This window comes from Helicobacter trogontum (genome assembly GCF_000765905.2).
Taxonomy (GTDB): Bacteria; Campylobacterota; Campylobacteria; order Campylobacterales; family Helicobacteraceae; genus Helicobacter_A; species Helicobacter_A trogontum.
Genome location: NZ_JRPL02000001.1, coordinates 184,448 through 201,759 on the forward strand (window position 1 = coordinate 184,448; position 17,312 = coordinate 201,759).

The 17,312-nt window shown below is 34.7% G+C and carries 12 protein-coding genes and 1 pseudogene; 3 read left to right on the forward strand and 10 right to left on the reverse strand.

Annotated elements, in window-relative coordinates:
- Positions 1 to 32: 32 nt before the first annotated feature.
- The gene (locus tag LS81_RS00950) at positions 33 to 1,619 is read left to right on the forward strand and encodes a bifunctional anthranilate synthase component II/anthranilate phosphoribosyltransferase (RefSeq protein ID WP_034347497.1); all 1,587 of its coding nucleotides are present in this window, start codon (positions 33 to 35) and stop codon (positions 1,617 to 1,619) included.
- Between the two features lie 585 nt (positions 1,620 to 2,204).
- Here LS81_RS00950 and LS81_RS00955 read toward each other — a convergent pair.
- The 9 genes from LS81_RS00955 to LS81_RS00995 all read right to left on the reverse strand — a co-directional run bounded on the left by LS81_RS00955 (position 2,205) and on the right by LS81_RS00995 (position 10,879).
- Positions 2,205 to 2,948, reverse strand: a complete 744-nt coding sequence (locus tag LS81_RS00955) for a hypothetical protein (RefSeq protein WP_034347498.1) — start codon at positions 2,946 to 2,948, stop codon at positions 2,205 to 2,207.
- 4 nt (positions 2,949 to 2,952) lie between these two features.
- A complete protein-coding gene (gene purM, locus LS81_RS00960; protein WP_034347499.1) occupies positions 2,953 to 3,945 on the reverse strand; it encodes a phosphoribosylformylglycinamidine cyclo-ligase in 993 nt (330 codons plus the stop codon).
- A 210-nt stretch (positions 3,946 to 4,155) separates the two neighbouring features.
- Positions 4,156 to 5,070: a radical SAM protein gene (locus tag LS81_RS00965; protein WP_034347501.1), complete on the reverse strand. Its 915-nt coding sequence runs from the start codon at positions 5,068 to 5,070 to the stop codon at positions 4,156 to 4,158.
- Positions 5,071 to 5,144: 74 nt separating this feature from the next.
- Entirely contained in the window at positions 5,145 to 5,636 is a 492-nt protein-coding gene (locus LS81_RS00970; RefSeq protein ID WP_237022184.1) for a type II secretion system protein, read from the reverse strand.
- Between the two features lie 164 nt (positions 5,637 to 5,800).
- Positions 5,801 to 7,240 carry a tetratricopeptide repeat protein gene (locus LS81_RS00975; protein WP_034347504.1) on the reverse strand — a complete coding sequence of 480 codons (1,440 nt, stop codon included), beginning with the start codon at positions 7,238 to 7,240 and terminating at the stop codon, positions 5,801 to 5,803.
- A gap of 64 nt (positions 7,241 to 7,304) precedes the next feature.
- Positions 7,305 to 7,991, reverse strand: coding sequence for a phosphoribosylformylglycinamidine synthase subunit PurQ (gene purQ, locus LS81_RS00980; protein ID WP_034347506.1), 687 nt, complete (start codon positions 7,989 to 7,991; stop codon positions 7,305 to 7,307).
- Between the two features lie 2 nt (positions 7,992 to 7,993).
- On the reverse strand, positions 7,994 to 8,242 hold the full coding sequence (purS, locus tag LS81_RS00985; RefSeq protein WP_034347508.1) for a phosphoribosylformylglycinamidine synthase subunit PurS: 249 nt from the start codon (positions 8,240 to 8,242) through the stop codon (positions 7,994 to 7,996).
- 179 nt (positions 8,243 to 8,421) lie between these two features.
- Positions 8,422 to 9,615, reverse strand: a complete 1,194-nt coding sequence (gene dapE, locus LS81_RS00990; RefSeq protein ID WP_034347510.1) for a succinyl-diaminopimelate desuccinylase — start codon at positions 9,613 to 9,615, stop codon at positions 8,422 to 8,424.
- Between the two features lie 193 nt (positions 9,616 to 9,808).
- Complete coding sequence (locus LS81_RS00995; protein ID WP_081955988.1) at positions 9,809 to 10,879, reverse strand: Mrp/NBP35 family ATP-binding protein; 1,071 nt, start codon at positions 10,877 to 10,879, stop codon at positions 9,809 to 9,811.
- 160 nt (positions 10,880 to 11,039) lie between these two features.
- Between LS81_RS00995 and LS81_RS01000 the strand changes: the two genes are divergently transcribed.
- Together LS81_RS01000 and LS81_RS01005 are read left to right on the forward strand one after the other, a co-directional pair.
- Positions 11,040 to 11,753: a YebC/PmpR family DNA-binding transcriptional regulator gene (locus tag LS81_RS01000; protein ID WP_034347513.1), complete on the forward strand. Its 714-nt coding sequence runs from the start codon at positions 11,040 to 11,042 to the stop codon at positions 11,751 to 11,753.
- A 490-nt stretch (positions 11,754 to 12,243) separates the two neighbouring features.
- Positions 12,244 to 15,768 carry an acyl-[ACP]--phospholipid O-acyltransferase gene (locus LS81_RS01005; protein ID WP_104696417.1) on the forward strand — a complete coding sequence of 1,175 codons (3,525 nt, stop codon included), beginning with the start codon at positions 12,244 to 12,246 and terminating at the stop codon, positions 15,766 to 15,768.
- 772 nt (positions 15,769 to 16,540) lie between these two features.
- Here the strand turns inward: LS81_RS01005 and LS81_RS11165 are convergent.
- Positions 16,541 to 17,312: pseudogene (locus LS81_RS11165) on the reverse strand (hypothetical protein); the annotation flags it as partial.

Consider the following 17,312-nt stretch of genomic DNA (forward strand, 5'->3'; position numbering starts at 1 on the left):
CAATTGTATCTTTACTTTAATGGAGTATAGCAGTGATACTTTTAATTGATAATTATGATTCTTTTACATATAATATTTATCAGCTTGTAGCGAAGCTTGGCTTCAATGTCGTCGTAAAGCGTAACGATGCTATTGATATTGAGACAATCCGCATGTTAAAACCAACACATATTATATTGGGACCTGGACCAAATAGCCCAAAAGATTCTGGAATTTGTCTTGATATTATTACACAATTAAAAAATGAATATCCTATTCTTGGAATTTGTCTTGGACATGAAGCAATTTTATATGCATTCGATGTTCCTATTGTGAATGCAAAAAGTATAGTGCATGGAAAAATATCGCCGCTTACGCATACTGAAGATGGAATCTTTACAAACATTCCTCAGCATGTTCAAATTACACGTTATCATTCCTTGGTTGCTAAGAGAGAACAAATCCCAGATTGCTTTCATATTAATGCTGTGAGTGATGATGGTGAAGTTATGGCAGTAGCACATAAACAATATCCACTTTTTGGTTTACAATTTCATCCAGAATCTATTGGCACTCAATATGGTGAAAAGATGATTTTAAACTTTATTCACTATAAAAGACGAAGCATACCTATAAAACTTTATCTGCAAAAACTAGCACACTCAGAGAGTCTAAATTTTGTGGAAAGTTATGATTTAATGGAGTGTATTGCAGAAAATGATCTTACACCAGCCCAGCTTGGTAGTCTCATTACAAGCTTTTATCATAAGGGTCCAAGCGGAGAAGAACTCGCAGCATTTGCTAGTCTTTTAATATCAAAGGCAAAGTATTTTGAGATACAAGATTCTAAACGCTTTGATATTGTTGGGACAGGTGGGAGTGCGAGAAAGACTTTTAATGTTTCTACGACAACAGCCCTCTTATTAGCAAGTATGGGGGTAAAAGTTGTAAAACATGGCAATCGTGGTATTACAAGCAAAAGCGGGAGTGCAGACTTATTGACAAATCTTGGTGTTAATATTAATATGGATATGCAAACCTGTAGAGCGTGTTATGAGAATCTAGGGATTACCTTTCTTTTTGCACCAAATATCCATAATGCCCTAAAATATGTGCAAGGTGTGCGTAAAGAACTAGGGTTTAAAAGCTTTTTTAACTTGCTTGGTCCTCTAAGCAATCCTTTGCGTCCTACACATCAGCTTGTTGGTGTTTTTCATAAAGATTATACAGAACTGCTTGCAAATGCACTAAAGATTCTTGGTGTTGAGAGAGCAATGGTTGTGCATGGATTAGATGGTATTGATGAAATTAGCCTTTGTGCAGCAACACAAATTAGTGAATTAAAGGATGGGGAGATTTATACTTATGTATTCTCACCGCAAAAATTGGGCATAGAGCTTACTAATCATTCGGAGTTACGTGGTAGTGATGTGTTTATGAATACAGAAATTACACTTGATATATTCAGTGGTAATGCAAGTAAAAAAGCTGATTTAGTCGCTTTAAATGCCGGAGCAAGTCTTTATATCTATGGTTATGCAGCAAGTATTGAAGAAGGATTTCATCAGGCAAAAACACATTTGCAAAGTAAAAAAGTGCTAGATCTTTTAGAATCCTTTCGTTTGCAAAGCAATATGTAATATGCATGACGTCCTTGCAATATTGTAGGTTATAGCATTTGTAAAACCGCATTTAAATTACTTTAAGATTCTTATGTAATTTATTTTTTAAAGCTTATAGATTTATAGTGACTTTAAAAATACTCTACACACACTTTCAAAAAAGTAAGATTTCATATTTAAATCTTTTATCAGACAATAAAAACATTTAAAAGATTCCACAAAAGAAGAAGCCCGTAAAACAAGTTTTATTCAATAATTTTCTGCGTATGGTTTTGGAAGATAATAAACTTTAATTGCATTAAAGACTAAATCTTCCAAATACAAATGAGATAAGAATATATATGGTAATGTTGGGATATGCCTACCACTTTTAATAACCTTAATGAAAAATAGTGATTTTAGCAATACGCTTTAAGGATATAAGACAGGTTTTTGATTTATATTATTCAAGGTTAGGGGGCTTGATATAGAGCTTGATTTATGTGAAAAAATAGTTTTGTGTTCAAAAAAAGACTACAAGCAAAAGGCTATTTATGGGAGTATCAATAAGTGTAGAAAGTGATATTCTTACTTTTTTCACTTTGTTGGACGTTTAAAGCTTATTTATTGGTTTATTGGTTGCACAAAGCGTATATTTTTCATGGGAATATAACCATCAATAATTTCTTTTCTAATTGCATAGCGAACATGCACCCACGATTTGTTGATCCCTATGACCTGCATTCTCATGCCATTTTTATTGATAGCGACTACTTTTGTTTGTATGTCTGGCGCATGATAAATTCTAGCTTCTTTTGTGGTGGGTATTACCCATCTTGATTTTTTATCTTCTTGCGTGATTTGTATGGTTTTTACATCAAAAGGATTGTTAGTGCTATTGAGTTTAATATTTGTTGCAGCATTTGGATTGGTGATGAATGCATTTGGCAATTCATGTGTGTGAATCTGTCTATATGGGACATACTCTATGCTGTTTGGTTTTTTTATCTCTATTGTGCTATGATTACGCGTAGTATTGTCTGGTTTTTGCTTTAATTCTGTTTGTGCTATTGTTTTTGTATCATCAAATTCTATATTTGCATAGGCACTCATGCGATTGAGATTTTGTGATAGTGTGCTATGGATAAAATCAACATTGGAACTTTGTTTGATTTTTTCTAATTCTTCACGTATACGAGCTTTTTCATCAGTTGTGTCATTATTTCGCGGTGTTTCGGGTTGCGTAATGGTGATTACATGTTGTTGATATTGGTTAAGAGAATCAAAGACAAAATAATATGCCAAAAAACCAATACATATGATGCTAATAGGCAAAGCATATAATTTTGCATAGAATGTTATTTTCATGAAACTACTTTATAAGAACTTGTTTTTGACCTGCTTGTATATGCCCAATAATAGATGCTTGCATGTTTTGAGCTAACTCGTGGGCTTTTTCCTTTGGCACAACAACAGCCATACCAATACCCATATTAAATACACGCCAAGCTTCATCTTTATTGATATATGGCAAGAAGAACTGATAAATTTCTGGGGTTTTTATAGCATGCTCATCAATAATCGCTTGCGTATTCTCAGGTAAAATACGAATAAGGTTTTCTTTAATACCTCCGCCTGTAATATGAGCTAGTCCTTTTATAGAATCTTTATTCTGCAGAAATGATGATACATAGATTTGAGTTGGCTGCAATATAGAATCTATAAGTAGCCCTCCTGAAAAATTCATTTCTACATCAATCTTTTTTGTATCAATAATGCCACGTATAAGAGAAAATCCATTGCTATGAAATCCACTACTTTTTAAACCAAGTATAACATCACCCTCTGTTATACCTGCACGTCTTTCTATATCATCTTTTTCTGCGATACCTACAGCAAAACCTGCTAAATCGAAATCACCTTTTGCATATACACTCGGCATTTCTGCTGTTTCGCCGCCTATTAAGGCACATTGTGCCTGTTTGCAGCCTTCTGTGATGCCACGAACAATACGTAAAGCATCTTGACTTACAAGCTTGTGTGTTGCATAATAATCAAGGAAAAACATAGGGGTAGCAAAATCACAAATTAAGTCATTTACACACATGGCAACTAAATCAATCCCTATGCCATCTAATTTATTATATGCAAGTGCAAGGCTAAGTTTTGATCCAACGCCATCTGTTGCTGCACATAATATGGGGTTTTTATAGTTCATTGGCATTGTAAAGCAACCAGAAAAACCACCTAAACCACCTAAAACAAGTGGGTTAAAGGTTTCTTTTACAAGCGGTTTTAACGCTTGGACGAAGTTGTTTCCTTCATCTATATCCACACCAAAGTCCTTATATTGTAGTGTTTCCATATTTTCCTCATCTTATTTGTTAAGTGTAAGAATTGTAACAAAAAATCACTCAAAATACGCTTAAAACATAAAAAAATGAAGCATTACGCTATTTGTCTAAATATATAAGTCTTATTAAATTGTCAATATGTAAATAATAACGTAGGTTATATTTTAATCACCTAGATTTATAAGTATAGAATCTTGTTACGTGTTTTGTCAGAGATGATCTTACACACAATAAAATGAAACACCAGCAATGTTTTTTATCTTTATTTGCCCTGCCACAAGCATATTCTCAAGTCGCTTTATACTTGCTTTTGTTAGTAAAATCTCACAATCTGCATGTGTCAAGGGTCGTCTTTTTAATAGCTCAAGAATCTCTATTTCTTGAATTTCTTGTTGTACGAGTTTAAGTGTATCATTTTTGCGTGTAACAACACAGATATTTAGTCCCTCATATAACGTACTTAGCTCATAAAGTTTTTCATTACTTACAGGATATACTCTGTGTGAACTTGGCCTATCAATAGTTGAAATATCAACTCGTTTAATATCTATTTCACGCAAAAATGCAGCACTTTCTTTATTTGATTCTATATCATCATTCATGTTGGCTACAATCAATACTTCAGCGACTAGCTCACCATGATATTGTTTTGAGAATTCCTTAATGCCTTGCTTGATTGTAGATAAGTCAAGCGTTTTACTTGGTTTATCTACGCGTTTGAACTGCGTTGCAACTGCAGAATCAAGTGAAAATTTTACAATGTCAAAATGATTGAGAGCATTTTTTTGTGCTTGAAAAAGCGAACCATTACTTAATATAAGGGTCTTAATGGTGGGGTATTCTTTTAATAATTCTTTTACTTGTAAAATAAGTGTTTCAAGATGGGGATAAAGCGTTGGCTCTCCATTAGCAGTAAAGGTTAAAACATTAATATCAGGGTGTATTACCAAAGCATTCTTAATAGATTCTATAATAATTTCTACTGGTGCGATTTGCGTTTGTGCATCCATAGGTTTTTTTGCTTCGAGTTCACAATATACACAATCAAAATTGCATTGCTTTGCATAAGGGCTTAGATCCACACCTAAACTCACCCCAAAGCGTCTTGATAGAATAGGTCCAAAGACAATTTGCATTAAGTATCCTTTTTATATTTTGTCTTGTGATTATAGCAATAAATTATCTTGTCTTAATCTTACTTAAGAAATACTTAGGGTGTAATATGCAGTGGAATAATGATATCACTTGCATAATTTTTTAAAAGGTTTTGACACAGATTAGAATCTTGAGCTCTATTAAACAAAATCTGCAAAGAATTTGTTTGATTAAAGCGAATACTAAGGCAATCATTTTGAGAATCTGGAATACCATTTTTTGCAATCTTTAAAGAATCTCCATTTGCAACCCAGCGTTGGGGCGATAGATGTAAGTAGGTGATAAGCCATTGCGGATTAGCATTTTGCGGCATAAATTCATTTGTAATTGCATATTCTTGTGTGCTTGAAATAATTGTTTGTATATCGCTTTGGATGGCAATACTTAAGGCATTGTTTCGGGAAAAGCTTATACGTGGTAACGCAAGACTTGCTAATATGCCAATTATGACAAGCACGAATAAAAGCTCCATCATGCTAAAACCAGCGTAATATCGTATGTTTTTGTGTGATTTATTTAAATCTAGATTATGCGTTCTTCTTCTCATGCTTTTAAGGGAGCTTATTTTAATACTATAGAGAAGCTTTTTAATTGCATTGAGTATGTAGGATATATTTAGGCACTTTAATTTTTTCATATTCATTTCTTATATATGCTTAGAGCTACATAAGATAAGTTTCTCATGCGATCTCTAAAAGTTTTCTAGGATAGTTATCCCCCAACTTTCTTTTTTAAATTTCTATAGTTATCGCAACCATTTTGCAATCCTGCTTCACATGCGAGGCTATACATTTGTAGCGCTTGTCCTGCATTTTGCGTAATGCCCCTACCTTGCTCATACAAAACACCTAAGTTATTACAACTACTTGCTACTCCACCCATACATGCTGTATTAAAGTATTGTGCAGCAAGTCCATAATTGATTGGCGCACCCTCAAGTCCTTGCGCATAAATATAGCCAAGATTAGCACAGCCTACAATATCACCCGCATTACATGCTACATAATTTAAATCCGCAGGATTCATATTTGCATTGCTAATTCCATATACACTACCTGCATTATTCAATAAACCTAAATTATAACAGCCTAGTTGGCTTCCAGAATCACATGCAAAACGATAGTATTGCAATGCTTTATTTAAGTCTTTTGGCACACCAGATCCATTCGCATATGCCCAGCCGATGTTATTACATGCATCTACATCGCCACCCGCACAGCCTGTCATATACATTTCTGCAGCTTTTTGTTTGTTGTTTCCCATGTTTGGGGCTTCATCATAAATCATACCTAGATTTGCACATGCCGTTGGATCGCCACCCGCACAGCCTTTCTGATAATATTTAATTGCTTTTTGCGTGTCGCTTTGCACACCCGCACCATACATAAACATCACGCCCACGCCAAAGCAACCCGCAGGATTACCTTGATCACATGCAGTATTAAACATGCTTAATGCTTGTTTATAGTCTCCTTTCCTTGCTGCTTCAACACCTGCATTTAAAGTAGCACTTGCACTCCTTGGATCTGCTAATGCATCCTCCACTGGACTATTATCTGGTTTTGGGAAATTATAGCTTGGTTGCACAATGTTAATATTATTTGGTGTATAAGGCATTGGTGGCACACGCGGTGCATAACTTATAGCAATATCGCTTGGTGGTGTTGGTGCAATTTGAATTGGCGCGATTTGGATTTGGCTACTACCACCCTCATCAAACCATGGTAGATTCTCGCTTGGTACAACACTCGGTGCCTGTGGTTTTGCTTCATTGCCACTATATATAGGCTGCCCTTGACCATAGCTTGGTATAGTTTGTGGGATCGAAGGTATAGGATAATAGAAGCTATTGCCATAATAATATTTCTCATAGGTTCGTGGATCGTAGGGATCATAGCGATAATAGCCACTATTTGGCGTATAATATTGCTGCTGACCTGGATAATATGCACCTTGCATGTTATATTGCCCACCATAATATCTTGGATCGCGTAAATCATAACCACCATTTGCAGGTACATTTGTTACAGGGCTTCTTCCTGAATTGTTTGTATTTTGCTGTGATTTTCTTGTTTCTGCTTGTTCTTCATCAGCAGCATATACACAGATAGAAAAGCCAAGTAAAGCCAGTAAAAATATCCTTTTTTTCATCATCATATCCTTAATCTAGCAGTTTTATATCAGTTAAAAGCAAAATATATACCATACAGGATACTTAATGTTCGTTGTAAAGCGAATTAAGCATAGCTACACCCATAGCATTTTCATTTGAATTGTCTAATAAATCTGCATTGATAGATTTATTATGCACTGCTCTTTCAGGGTGTGGCATAAGTCCAAAAATATTGTGCTCTTTATTGCAAATACCAGCGATCCTATCAACACTCCCATTTATGTCATCGCTATACTGCAGTAACACTTGATCGTTGCTATACAGATTTTCTAAACCCTTGGAATCTATTTGGTAGTTGCCCTCAGCGTGTGCTATTGGTAACATAAACTCTTGATTTTTTTCGTAATTCTTAAGCATAGCATTGTTTGTTGCTTTTACTTGTAGTAGGGCATTTTTGGAAATAAATTTTAAATCTTTATTACGCATAAGCACACCTGGTAAAAGTTTTGATTCACAAAGAATTTGGAATCCATTACAGATGCCAAGAACCCTGCCACCATTCTCTGCATATCGCCTTAAGGCTTTCATGCTATGTGATTGTGCTGCTATCGCTCCACATCGTAGATAATCCCCATAGCTAAATCCACCTGCAATCACTGCGAGTTTTGTTTCCCTAGGTAATGTATCTTCTGTATGCCATACAAGCGTGTTTTCTATACCCTGTCTTGTATAAAAATTTGCGACATCATATTGGCAATTTGTCCCTAAAAAATGCAAAATTGCTACCATAGTTACGCCTTTTGCACTTCAATTGTATAATCTTGTATAATTGGATTTGCTAAAAAATCTTCACACATCTGGTTAGCTAATTGTTCTGCTTCGTGTGTATCTTTTGCATCGAGGGTAAGATAAAACCTTTTATTCATAGTGAGACTTGAAACAGCGAAGTCATGCCCCTGTAATGCCTGTAAAATGGCTTTTGATTCTGGATTTAAAACACCATCTCGTGTGCTAACTTCTATGGTTATATCGTAACGCATTGCTATCCTTTTTTGCAATCTAATAAATTAAGTATTATAGAATCTTTTTTATAAAGTTATTGTTTATAAAGCGAAAAACTCTCTATCTCACGTATTGTGCTGTGTTGAGGATACAAGGAATAGATATAAAGTTTATGTATGTTTTGTATTGAGAGCTTATATGATTCAGTAGGATTTAACTAGATTTTTTTGGCAACATTTGTTAAAAATCTGAAAAATATTGCTTCTAGTCGTTCTATGTCTTGCAATAAGACACGTTCATTTAGGGCATGAATCCTGTCATTACAAACACCTAATTCCACAACCTCAACGCCATATTCACTAAAAAATCTTGCATCACTTGTGCCACCGCTTGTACTAAGTTCTGCTTCTATCTGTGTAATTTCGTGAATAGAATCTTGCAAAAGTGTAATTAAGCTACTATCTTTTGTGAGAAAGCTTTTTGAACTTTGTTTAAGCTCTAGTGTATAAGGGATTCCATGCAATACAGAATCTACATGCGATTTTACGCTCTCTAGTGTTGTCATCGTAGAATTTCTCACATTAAACATAATGGTTAGATCATTTGGTGTTACATTTACTGCTTCGATACCGCCTCGTATATCTGTTATTACAAGCTTTGATGCACTAAATACAGAATCACCAGAATCAAGATTTACTCCAGCGAGTTGCCCAAGCCTACTTCCTAATAGCTCCACAGGATTAATACATTTCTCAGGATAAGCAACATGTCCTTGTTTTCCTATAATCTTAATTATCCCATTGATAGATCCGCGTCTGCCAACCTTGATGGTATCACCTACAAAATTTGTGCTCGTGGGTTCTGCGACAATAGCATATTGAGGCAACATACCCTTTTCTTTTAAGATTTCTAACATATATTGTGTGCCATAAATTCCATCACCTTCTTCATCACTTGTTAAAAGTACAGAAAGAATTATTTGGGGTTCATTGCGTGCTGTGAAATCTTGCAGTGCTTTAAGAAAGCATGCGATACCGCCTTTCATATCTTGCGTACCACGACCATACATATAGCCATCATGTATTGTGGGTGTAAATGGTGGATAGATCCAGTCACCTTTGTTTTGTTCATTATATTGCGTGTCGTTTATACCTCTTGGCACAATCGCTCCACCGCCAGGCTTTACAACATCAATATGCCCTGCAAAGCAAAAATGCTCTAGGGTTTCCCATGCTAGTTTTTCATCATAATTTTTTGGAATCTTATAAAATAATACATTCTTTACACCACCTTTTTCTATATGTAGAGCCCGAAATGAGGGTAGAAGGCTTTGTATATAATCATAGATTCCATGCTCTAGTGGGGTAACCGTAGGATATTGTATAAGTTTTTTTAAAATCTCTAGTGCCATTCTTACTCCATGTGGTTTGACTAACAATAAATGTCTTTGTTGAGTTATATACTCTAGATTCTAACATAGAATTAAAATTAAATGTTAAAAGCATGGTTAAAATAATAAGGATTGGATGATTAAGATTGATTCTTATCTTGCACAAGTAAAAATTTGTGCAGATATTTGCATGTAAAATACATAAACAATTAAATTAGCGTGGCTGGATTGTGCTATTATCAGCTTTATTTGATTCTAGAAATTCAATCAAACGCACTGCACATTCCATATAGCTTTTGCTTGTTCGGCTATCAGGCTCAAAAAAACTAATGGGCTTACCACTATCGCTTGCTGCAACTATGCTTGGTTCCAATGGAATCTTTGCTATAACTTCTGTATGAAACTCTTGTGCCAACATATCGCTATTGCCCTTTCCAAAAATTTCGTACTTCTTGTTGCAATCTGGACATACAAAACCACTCATATTTTCAATGATTCCAAAAATTGGGATATTGCATTTTGCAAACATATCAAGTGCGCGAAAACCATCATCGATTGCTACCATTTGTGGCGTTGTTACATTAATACCAGCACCAACGGGCACACTTTGAGCTAGTGTGAGTTGTGCATCACCAGTCCCTGGCGGCATATCAACAACCATAATATCAAGTTCGCCCCATTCTACATCTTGCAATAGTTGCGTAATAATACGCATAACAACAGGTCCTCTCCATATAAAACTTTGCCCTTTGCCATAAATGGATTCTATGCTTATCATTTTCACACCATATTGTTCAAGTGGCAAGAGCTTTTTGCCATCTTTACTCGTTTTTGGCTCAACTCCATCTAATCCAAACATACGTGGAACATTTGGTCCATAAATATCTGCATCAAGTAATCCTACCTTTTTACCACTTTTTGCGAGAGAAATTGCAAGATTTACGCTTGTTGTTGATTTACCAACACCGCCTTTACCACTGCTAACCATTACAAAATGCTTGATTGATGGAGCAAGGTTTTTTGGTGATTGTTCTGTCTGCGTTTTTTGTATATTTGGGGTTACAATTTCTATATCAATATTTGCAAGTGGGAGTTTTTTTGTCTTTTCTAGAATCTCTTCTTTTACCTTTTTAATGACTTCTTCATTGCTTGATGGGATATTGACCTTAAGATAGCATACATTATTATTAATCTCTATCTTGCTAACAAAACCAAAGGTTACAATGTCTTTTTCAAAATTTGGGTAGATCACTTGTCGCAACGCGTTTTCGACCGCCCCTTTCATTTCTGTTTGCATACTTTTCCTTTATCTATGTAGTAATGGGTGCAATTATAGCGTATTTGTACAAGTTCATGGTTAAATGTAGATTCTATAAAATATCATCATTTAAATGCATATGATATAATGTCACCCCTTTATTTTAGAATCTAGCAGGGAGATAACTATGGGTAGAGCATTTGAATACCGCAGAGCCGCAAAAGAAAAGCGATGGGGTAAAATGAGTAAAATCTTTCCAAAGCTTGCAACAGCGATTACACTTGCTGCAAAAGAAGGTGGTTTAGATCCAGAAATGAATGCAAAATTGCGTACCGCCATCGCTAATGCGAAGGCACAAAATATGCCAAAAGATAATATTGATGCAGCAATTAAGCGTGCAAGTGGCAAGGATGGGCACTTTGAGGAAGTGAGCTATGAGGGTAAGGCGGCAAATGGGGTGCTGATATTCATAGAATGTGCTACTGATAATCCAACACGAACGGTTGCCAATATAAAAAGCTATTTTAATAAAACCCCAAATGCTAGTTTGCTTACAAATGGTGCAATTGATTTTATGTTTGAAAGAAAAGGTGAATTTCAGATCATTTTAAATGATGATAATGTTGATGAGGTGGAACTTGCATTAATTGATTGTGGACTTGATTCTTTAGAAAAAAATGAAGAGGAAAATAACTATATAGCATATTCTAAATACGAAGATTTTGGTGCATTAGCACTTGGTTTAGAAGGGCTAAAGATTGAGGTAAAATCTGCAAAGCTTGTAAGAATTCCAACAAGCCCCATAACTCTTACAGAAGAGCAAATGCAAGAGCTTGACAAATTGCTTGACAAAATTGAAGAAGATGATGATGTACAAGCAGTTTATACAAACCTTGCCTAAGTTTCTTATGAAAGTAGCTTAAGTATAATTAAAGGTGCTGATGTTTTGGTTCTACTATTGATAGATAGTAATGTGATTTGCCCTGAGCAGATATTCCTATGAATTTTTACCGCTTCTCTTTTCTGTTTGATTTTAAAGTATTATCGTTTTAAGTATGTAATCTTTTTTGACTATTTTTCTAGTGATGTTGCTGCAAGGAACAAATAAAAGTATGCAATCCTCTGTGACGATATGGTGTATTGCAATTTGATTAGATTAAAAGCCAATTGCAAAATGTTGCAGTTAAGTTTAAAGATTGTAATGATTTAGTATGTGATACAAAAACACAAAAGTAACAATGAATAAAACCAATTAATAATACGTTCTTGAAGAATATTGGAGGATAAAAGAGATTTTAGACTCTGTAATCCTAAAATAAGCTGTGGTTTTCTGCTTTGTGTAAAATTCTGCTAGAATATCTCATTTCAGTATGACTATGAGGGTGTGTAATATGAATAAGATCTATAAAATCAAAGGATTTACGCCATTTATAATTGTGGCATTTATCAATGCATTCATTGATTTGGGACATAAGGTATTAATGCTAAGCATTATCTACAAGTCATTTGCCGAAGGAGAGCATTTATTCTATAATTCCATCGCAAACGCACTTGTGATTTTGCCATTTATATTGCTTTTTTCTCCTGCTGGTTTTCTTAGCGATAAGTTTTCAAAAAATAAGATTCTAAAGATTGGGGCTTTAGTTAATATTATTTTATTATTTATTCTTATGCTTTTCTATTCTATAGGCTTTTTTTGGGGTGCGTTTTATATGACGCTGCTTATGGGGATGCAAGCAGCAGTCTATTCACCTGCAAAGTATGGTTATATAAAAGATCTTGTGGGCAAAGAGAATCTTACGTGGGGTAATGGTATTGTGCAAGCAACTGCTATTATCGCAATGCTTGGCGGTATGATCTTTTTTTCAGCTCTTTTTGAGAGATTCTATACGCAAGGGCTTACAGATCCATCACTTATTATACAAGATATGGTATTTTTAGCAATATTGCTTTGTGTATTTGGATGCTTAGAGTTTTTATTAAGCTTTAGATTGCCGACAGTAACGCAAGATACTAATATCTCATTTAACAAGGATAAATATTTAAGAGGTGAACTTTTAAAAGAAAATCTTGCTATCATAAAAAAACACAAAATGATCTATCTATCAGTGCTTTTTATAGCAGTATTTTGGACTATTTCACAACTCATTGTCAATGTTTTTCCTGTTTATGCAAAAAGCGTATTACAGATTATGGATACAGATGTCGTCAATATGCTTATTGCTTGTACTGGATTAGGTATTATCATTGGCTCTGTTATGGCTGGTCGTTATTCTAAAAATTATATTGAAACAGGGCTTATACCGCTTGGCGCATGTATCATGTCTGTTGCTCTTTTATTTTTTACTACATTTACTTCGTTATTTGGTATTTCAATCTTATTTTTTCTTTTTGGCTTGGGCGGTGCACTATATATTGTGCCTTTAAATGCGTTGATGCAATTTTATAGCAATGACAAAGAACTAGGGACAATTCTTGCTGGAAATAATTTTGTGCAAAATGTCGGTATGCTTTTAGCCCTATTTGTAGCTACTTTATTTGGTATTCAGAATCTCCCTATAGAGTGGCTTTTTTATGTGAGTGCATTGCTTGGGATAGTTGCTACTGTGTATATGGTTAAACTTTTACCATTTTCACTTGTCAGAATTTTGGTGAGCATGGCAATATTGCAGCGATACAGACTCATTGTAGAGGGCTTTAATAATATCCCACAAAAAGGCGGGGTGTTGTTACTCGGGAATCATATCTCATTTATTGATTGGGCTATTGTGCAAATGGCTGTACCAAAGAAAGTGTATTTTGTAATGGAGCGAAGCATTTATTCGCGTTGGTATATTAAGTTTTTTCTTGATTTTTTTGGCGTGATACCTGTTTCTAGTTTGGCAAGTCGTGGGGCAATAGAGCAGGTTCAAAAGAGATTAAGTAATGGTGATATTGTGTGCTTGTTCCCTGAGGGTGTAATAAGTCGACATGGGCATTTAAATGAGTTTAAGAGCGGATTTGAAAAAATAGCACAAGGTGTAGATGAGAATCTCGCAGTTGTTTTGCCCTTTTATATTCGCGGTATGTGGGGTAGTATTTTTAGTCGCAGTAACGAGCAATTTAGAGAGCGTAAGAAAAGTTTTACAAAAAGAAGCGTAAGTATTGCCTTTGGTATGCCTTTGCCACTACATACACAAAAAGAGAAAATTAAGGCAAAAGTGTTTGAAATGAGTTTTAAGGCATGGGAGCATCAATGCCAAAATTCACCGACATTATCCGCTGCTTTTATAGAATCTTGTAAACGTGGTGGGAGTGATATCGCAATCATTGATACACAGACAGGCAGCATGTCTTATCGCAAACTACTTACCCTTTGCGTTATGCTTAGTCAAGATATGAAAGAAATGAAGTATAAACCTCTGCCAAAAAAGACAAATTCTTGTTCATTGCCAAATGATTGCATAGGTATTATGTTGCCTGCTTCACTTGCAAGTGTGCTATGTAATTTTTCTAGCATAATGGCTGGAAAAATTGTCGTCAATCTTAACTTTACTGCTGGGGCTAATGCTATTAGGAGTGCAATAGAATCTGCTAATATCTCACATATTTATACTTCAAGAAAATTTTTGGAAAAATTAAAAGATAAAGGTATAGAGATTGATTTTAGTAATGTTACTTTGCATTTTATGGAAGATATTGTTGCACAAATTCGTAAGCAAAAAGGCGCTTTTATCTTAAATGTTGCCTTTATCACACTTGCACCAACTTGGCTTTTAAAACTCTTATTTGCCAAAGAAAGCAAGATAGAATCTGTGTGTGCTATTCTCTTTAGTAGTGGAAGTGAGGGGGTGCCAAAAGGTGTCATGCTTAGCCATTTAAATATCATGAGTAATATCGCACAAATTGCTGATGTTATCCACGCAAAAAATGATGAGACGATGCTTTCTTCTTTGCCGCCATTTCATGCTTTTGGTCTCACCGTTACGACACTTATGCCGCTCATTGAGAATATGTTGGTAATTTCACATGCTGATCCGACTGATGCATTAGGTATTGCACGAGCGATTGCACAAAATAATGTAACAATTATGTGTGCTACTTCTACGTTACTTGGAATCTATGCGAGGAATCCAAAGATTGATAGAGTGATGTTTGATAGCATTCGCTTGACTGTAGCAGGAGCTGAAAAACTTAAAAAAGAAGTGCGTGAAGCTTATACAATGAAATTTAACAAGCCTATTTACGAGGGGTATGGTGCGACTGAAACCACACCTGTTGCAAGTGTAAATCTACCAGATGAGTTTGATGTTACTTTTTGGCAGATTCATAGAGCAAATAAAGAGGGCAGTGTAGGTATGCCACTACCAGGGACTGCAATTAGAATTGTTGATTATGATACATTAGAGGAGCTTCCGCTCGGAGAGCATGGGTTGATTTTTATAGGTGGACATCAAATCATGGTAGGTTATCTCAACGATGAAGAAAAGACAAATGAGGTTATTGTTGATTTACACGGAATTCGCTGGTATAAGAGTGGCGATAAGGGATATCTAGATTCTGATGGATTTTTACATATTACAGATAGATATTCGCGTTTTGCAAAAATTGGCGGAGAAATGATTAGTTTGTCGAGTGTTGAAGAAGAGATTGCAAAGGTTTTTAAACTCAAAGAGATTTCAAGCGATGTGAAGTTTTGTGCAGTGGCACTTGAAGATAGCAAAAAAGGTGAAAAAGTGGTGTTGCTCATAGAATCGCCACAAGAACATTGTGCTATGGCAATCGATAGTATTAAAAAATCTGACATTATCCCTCTTAAGAAACCAAGCGAATATTTTGTTGTTGATCATATTCCGATACTTGGTAGTGGTAAAGTGGATCTAAAAAATACAAAAGAGCTTGCAAAAGAGATTGAGGCAAAGAGGTGTATGGGCTAAGAAGGTTGTAAGATGTAGAAATAAACTATATTTACAATTACACTCTACAACAAGTATCATTTAAAGCTATATACAAGGTTTTTCAGCTTGCGATATGGCTTTAGGTTTTTTAACGCTTTTTACAAACTATATATAAGAACATCCTGTAAAGTGTATTTTGAGAGGTTTTGCTTTTTGAATAACTTTTTAGATGTTTGCGTGATGTGAGGAATGCAAATAAGTTGCTTCAAATAGACTTTTTAAATACTTATATTGTGTAGGGAATATAAAAGAAATTTAAAATAACCTTTTAGATATCTATATTTATTAAAACAATTTATTAGATATTTTTATGTAAAGAATCCATAAAGCTTCCTTGTTGTGTTGTTATGTATTTGACCAATTATTTAAGCTTAGGTGTGTATGTGCTGTCCTTGCTATTGTGATGAGTATATTAAAGGCTTATATGGTAAAGTCCTTTATGCTTGTGATTGTGTTTGCTAATGCGAAAAGAGTGTTAGATTTTGCAAATATGAAGTAGTGAAAAACAAATAAGAGGGGTTATTTTTTGAAAGATATTGTGAACTGGTAAAAAGAGAAAAGGGCAATTAAAGAGTTTTTAATACAATGCTCTAATCTTTTAATGTTTTGCGGGATTTTTGTAATGATTGGGTAGGCAATAAAAGATGCTTGTATTTAGACATGCATAAACATAGTTTATTGCAAGATTCTAAATAGTGATGCCACTTTGTTATATTGCTAATATTGCAAGGAGGGTTTAATAGTTTTTTGATTATTTTTTAAACACCCTTCTTATACCCTTCTCAATACTTTTTATAAAATCATAACATGTAAACAAGGGCTTAAGTTTATTATATTTTTCTGGATTTGTAATACGGAGCTTATGACGCCACTTAAATCCTTTTTTAAGATAGGGCTCTATAATAGTGAGTTGTGGGATAAGGTTTAATGGATCATGTTTAAAATCAAAAAGTTTTAGGCTATAGTGTATGTAATACGGAAAAAAGAGTTGCTCTATTATCTTGTTGTCTTTACTTGGGTGATCTTTTAAAAACTGAATGAGTTGTATAAGCATAAGAAACCAACTACTGGCAATATGATATTGCTTAGTCATTCTCGCATTATTAAAAGCCTTATAAATATGCTTGCAATGTGGGACTATGTGTGGATCACTAGAATCAAAGCGGGTGGTACTATTAGGGCGTGCCCTTACGTAGTAGAAATTTTTCTGTAGAACAAAGATATTATTGCATTGTAGTATAAGCAATAGTCCAAAATTATGATCTTCATGAATTACGCCATCAAGAAAATATAATCCGATGTTTTGCAAGAAATTAAAATTTATAAAACCAGCTGTGGCTAGATAAAAGCTGCCAATTTTTTTCTTGATACAACAATCTAGCCATTCTTGGCTACTTATTCTTATGTCTCCTTGGAATTCAAAACATTCTTGCATAGTTATTCCCCATTCCCTCTTGTTATCATTTTCATAAAATGGTAAGAAATCAAACCACACAATCTCAACACCATCTGAATGCTTTATG

Bases quoted from the DNA above. Each gene is read 5' to 3' on its own strand.
- purQ (WP_034347506.1), bottom strand. From the start codon at position 7,991: ATGGTAGCAATTTTGCATTTTTTAGGGACAAATTGCCAATATGATGTC.
- LS81_RS00975 (WP_034347504.1), bottom strand. From the start codon at position 7,240: ATGAAAAAAAGGATATTTTTACTGGCTTTACTTGGCTTTTCTATCTGT.
- LS81_RS00965 (WP_034347501.1), bottom strand. From the start codon at position 5,070: ATGCAAATTGTCTTTGGACCTATTCTATCAAGACGCTTTGGGGTGAGT.
- dapE (WP_034347510.1), bottom strand. From the start codon at position 9,615: ATGGCACTAGAGATTTTAAAAAAACTTATACAATATCCTACGGTTACC.
- LS81_RS01005 (WP_104696417.1), top strand. From the start codon at position 12,244: ATGAATAAGATCTATAAAATCAAAGGATTTACGCCATTTATAATTGTG.
- LS81_RS00995 (WP_081955988.1), bottom strand. From the start codon at position 10,879: ATGAAAGGGGCGGTCGAAAACGCGTTGCGACAAGTGATCTACCCAAAT.
- LS81_RS00970 (WP_237022184.1), bottom strand. From the start codon at position 5,636: ATGAGAAGAAGAACGCATAATCTAGATTTAAATAAATCACACAAAAAC.
- LS81_RS01000 (WP_034347513.1), top strand. From the start codon at position 11,040: ATGGGTAGAGCATTTGAATACCGCAGAGCCGCAAAAGAAAAGCGATGG.
- purS (WP_034347508.1), bottom strand. From the start codon at position 8,242: ATGCGTTACGATATAACCATAGAAGTTAGCACACGAGATGGTGTTTTA.
- LS81_RS00955 (WP_034347498.1), bottom strand. From the start codon at position 2,948: ATGAAAATAACATTCTATGCAAAATTATATGCTTTGCCTATTAGCATC.
- purM (WP_034347499.1), bottom strand. From the start codon at position 3,945: ATGGAAACACTACAATATAAGGACTTTGGTGTGGATATAGATGAAGGA.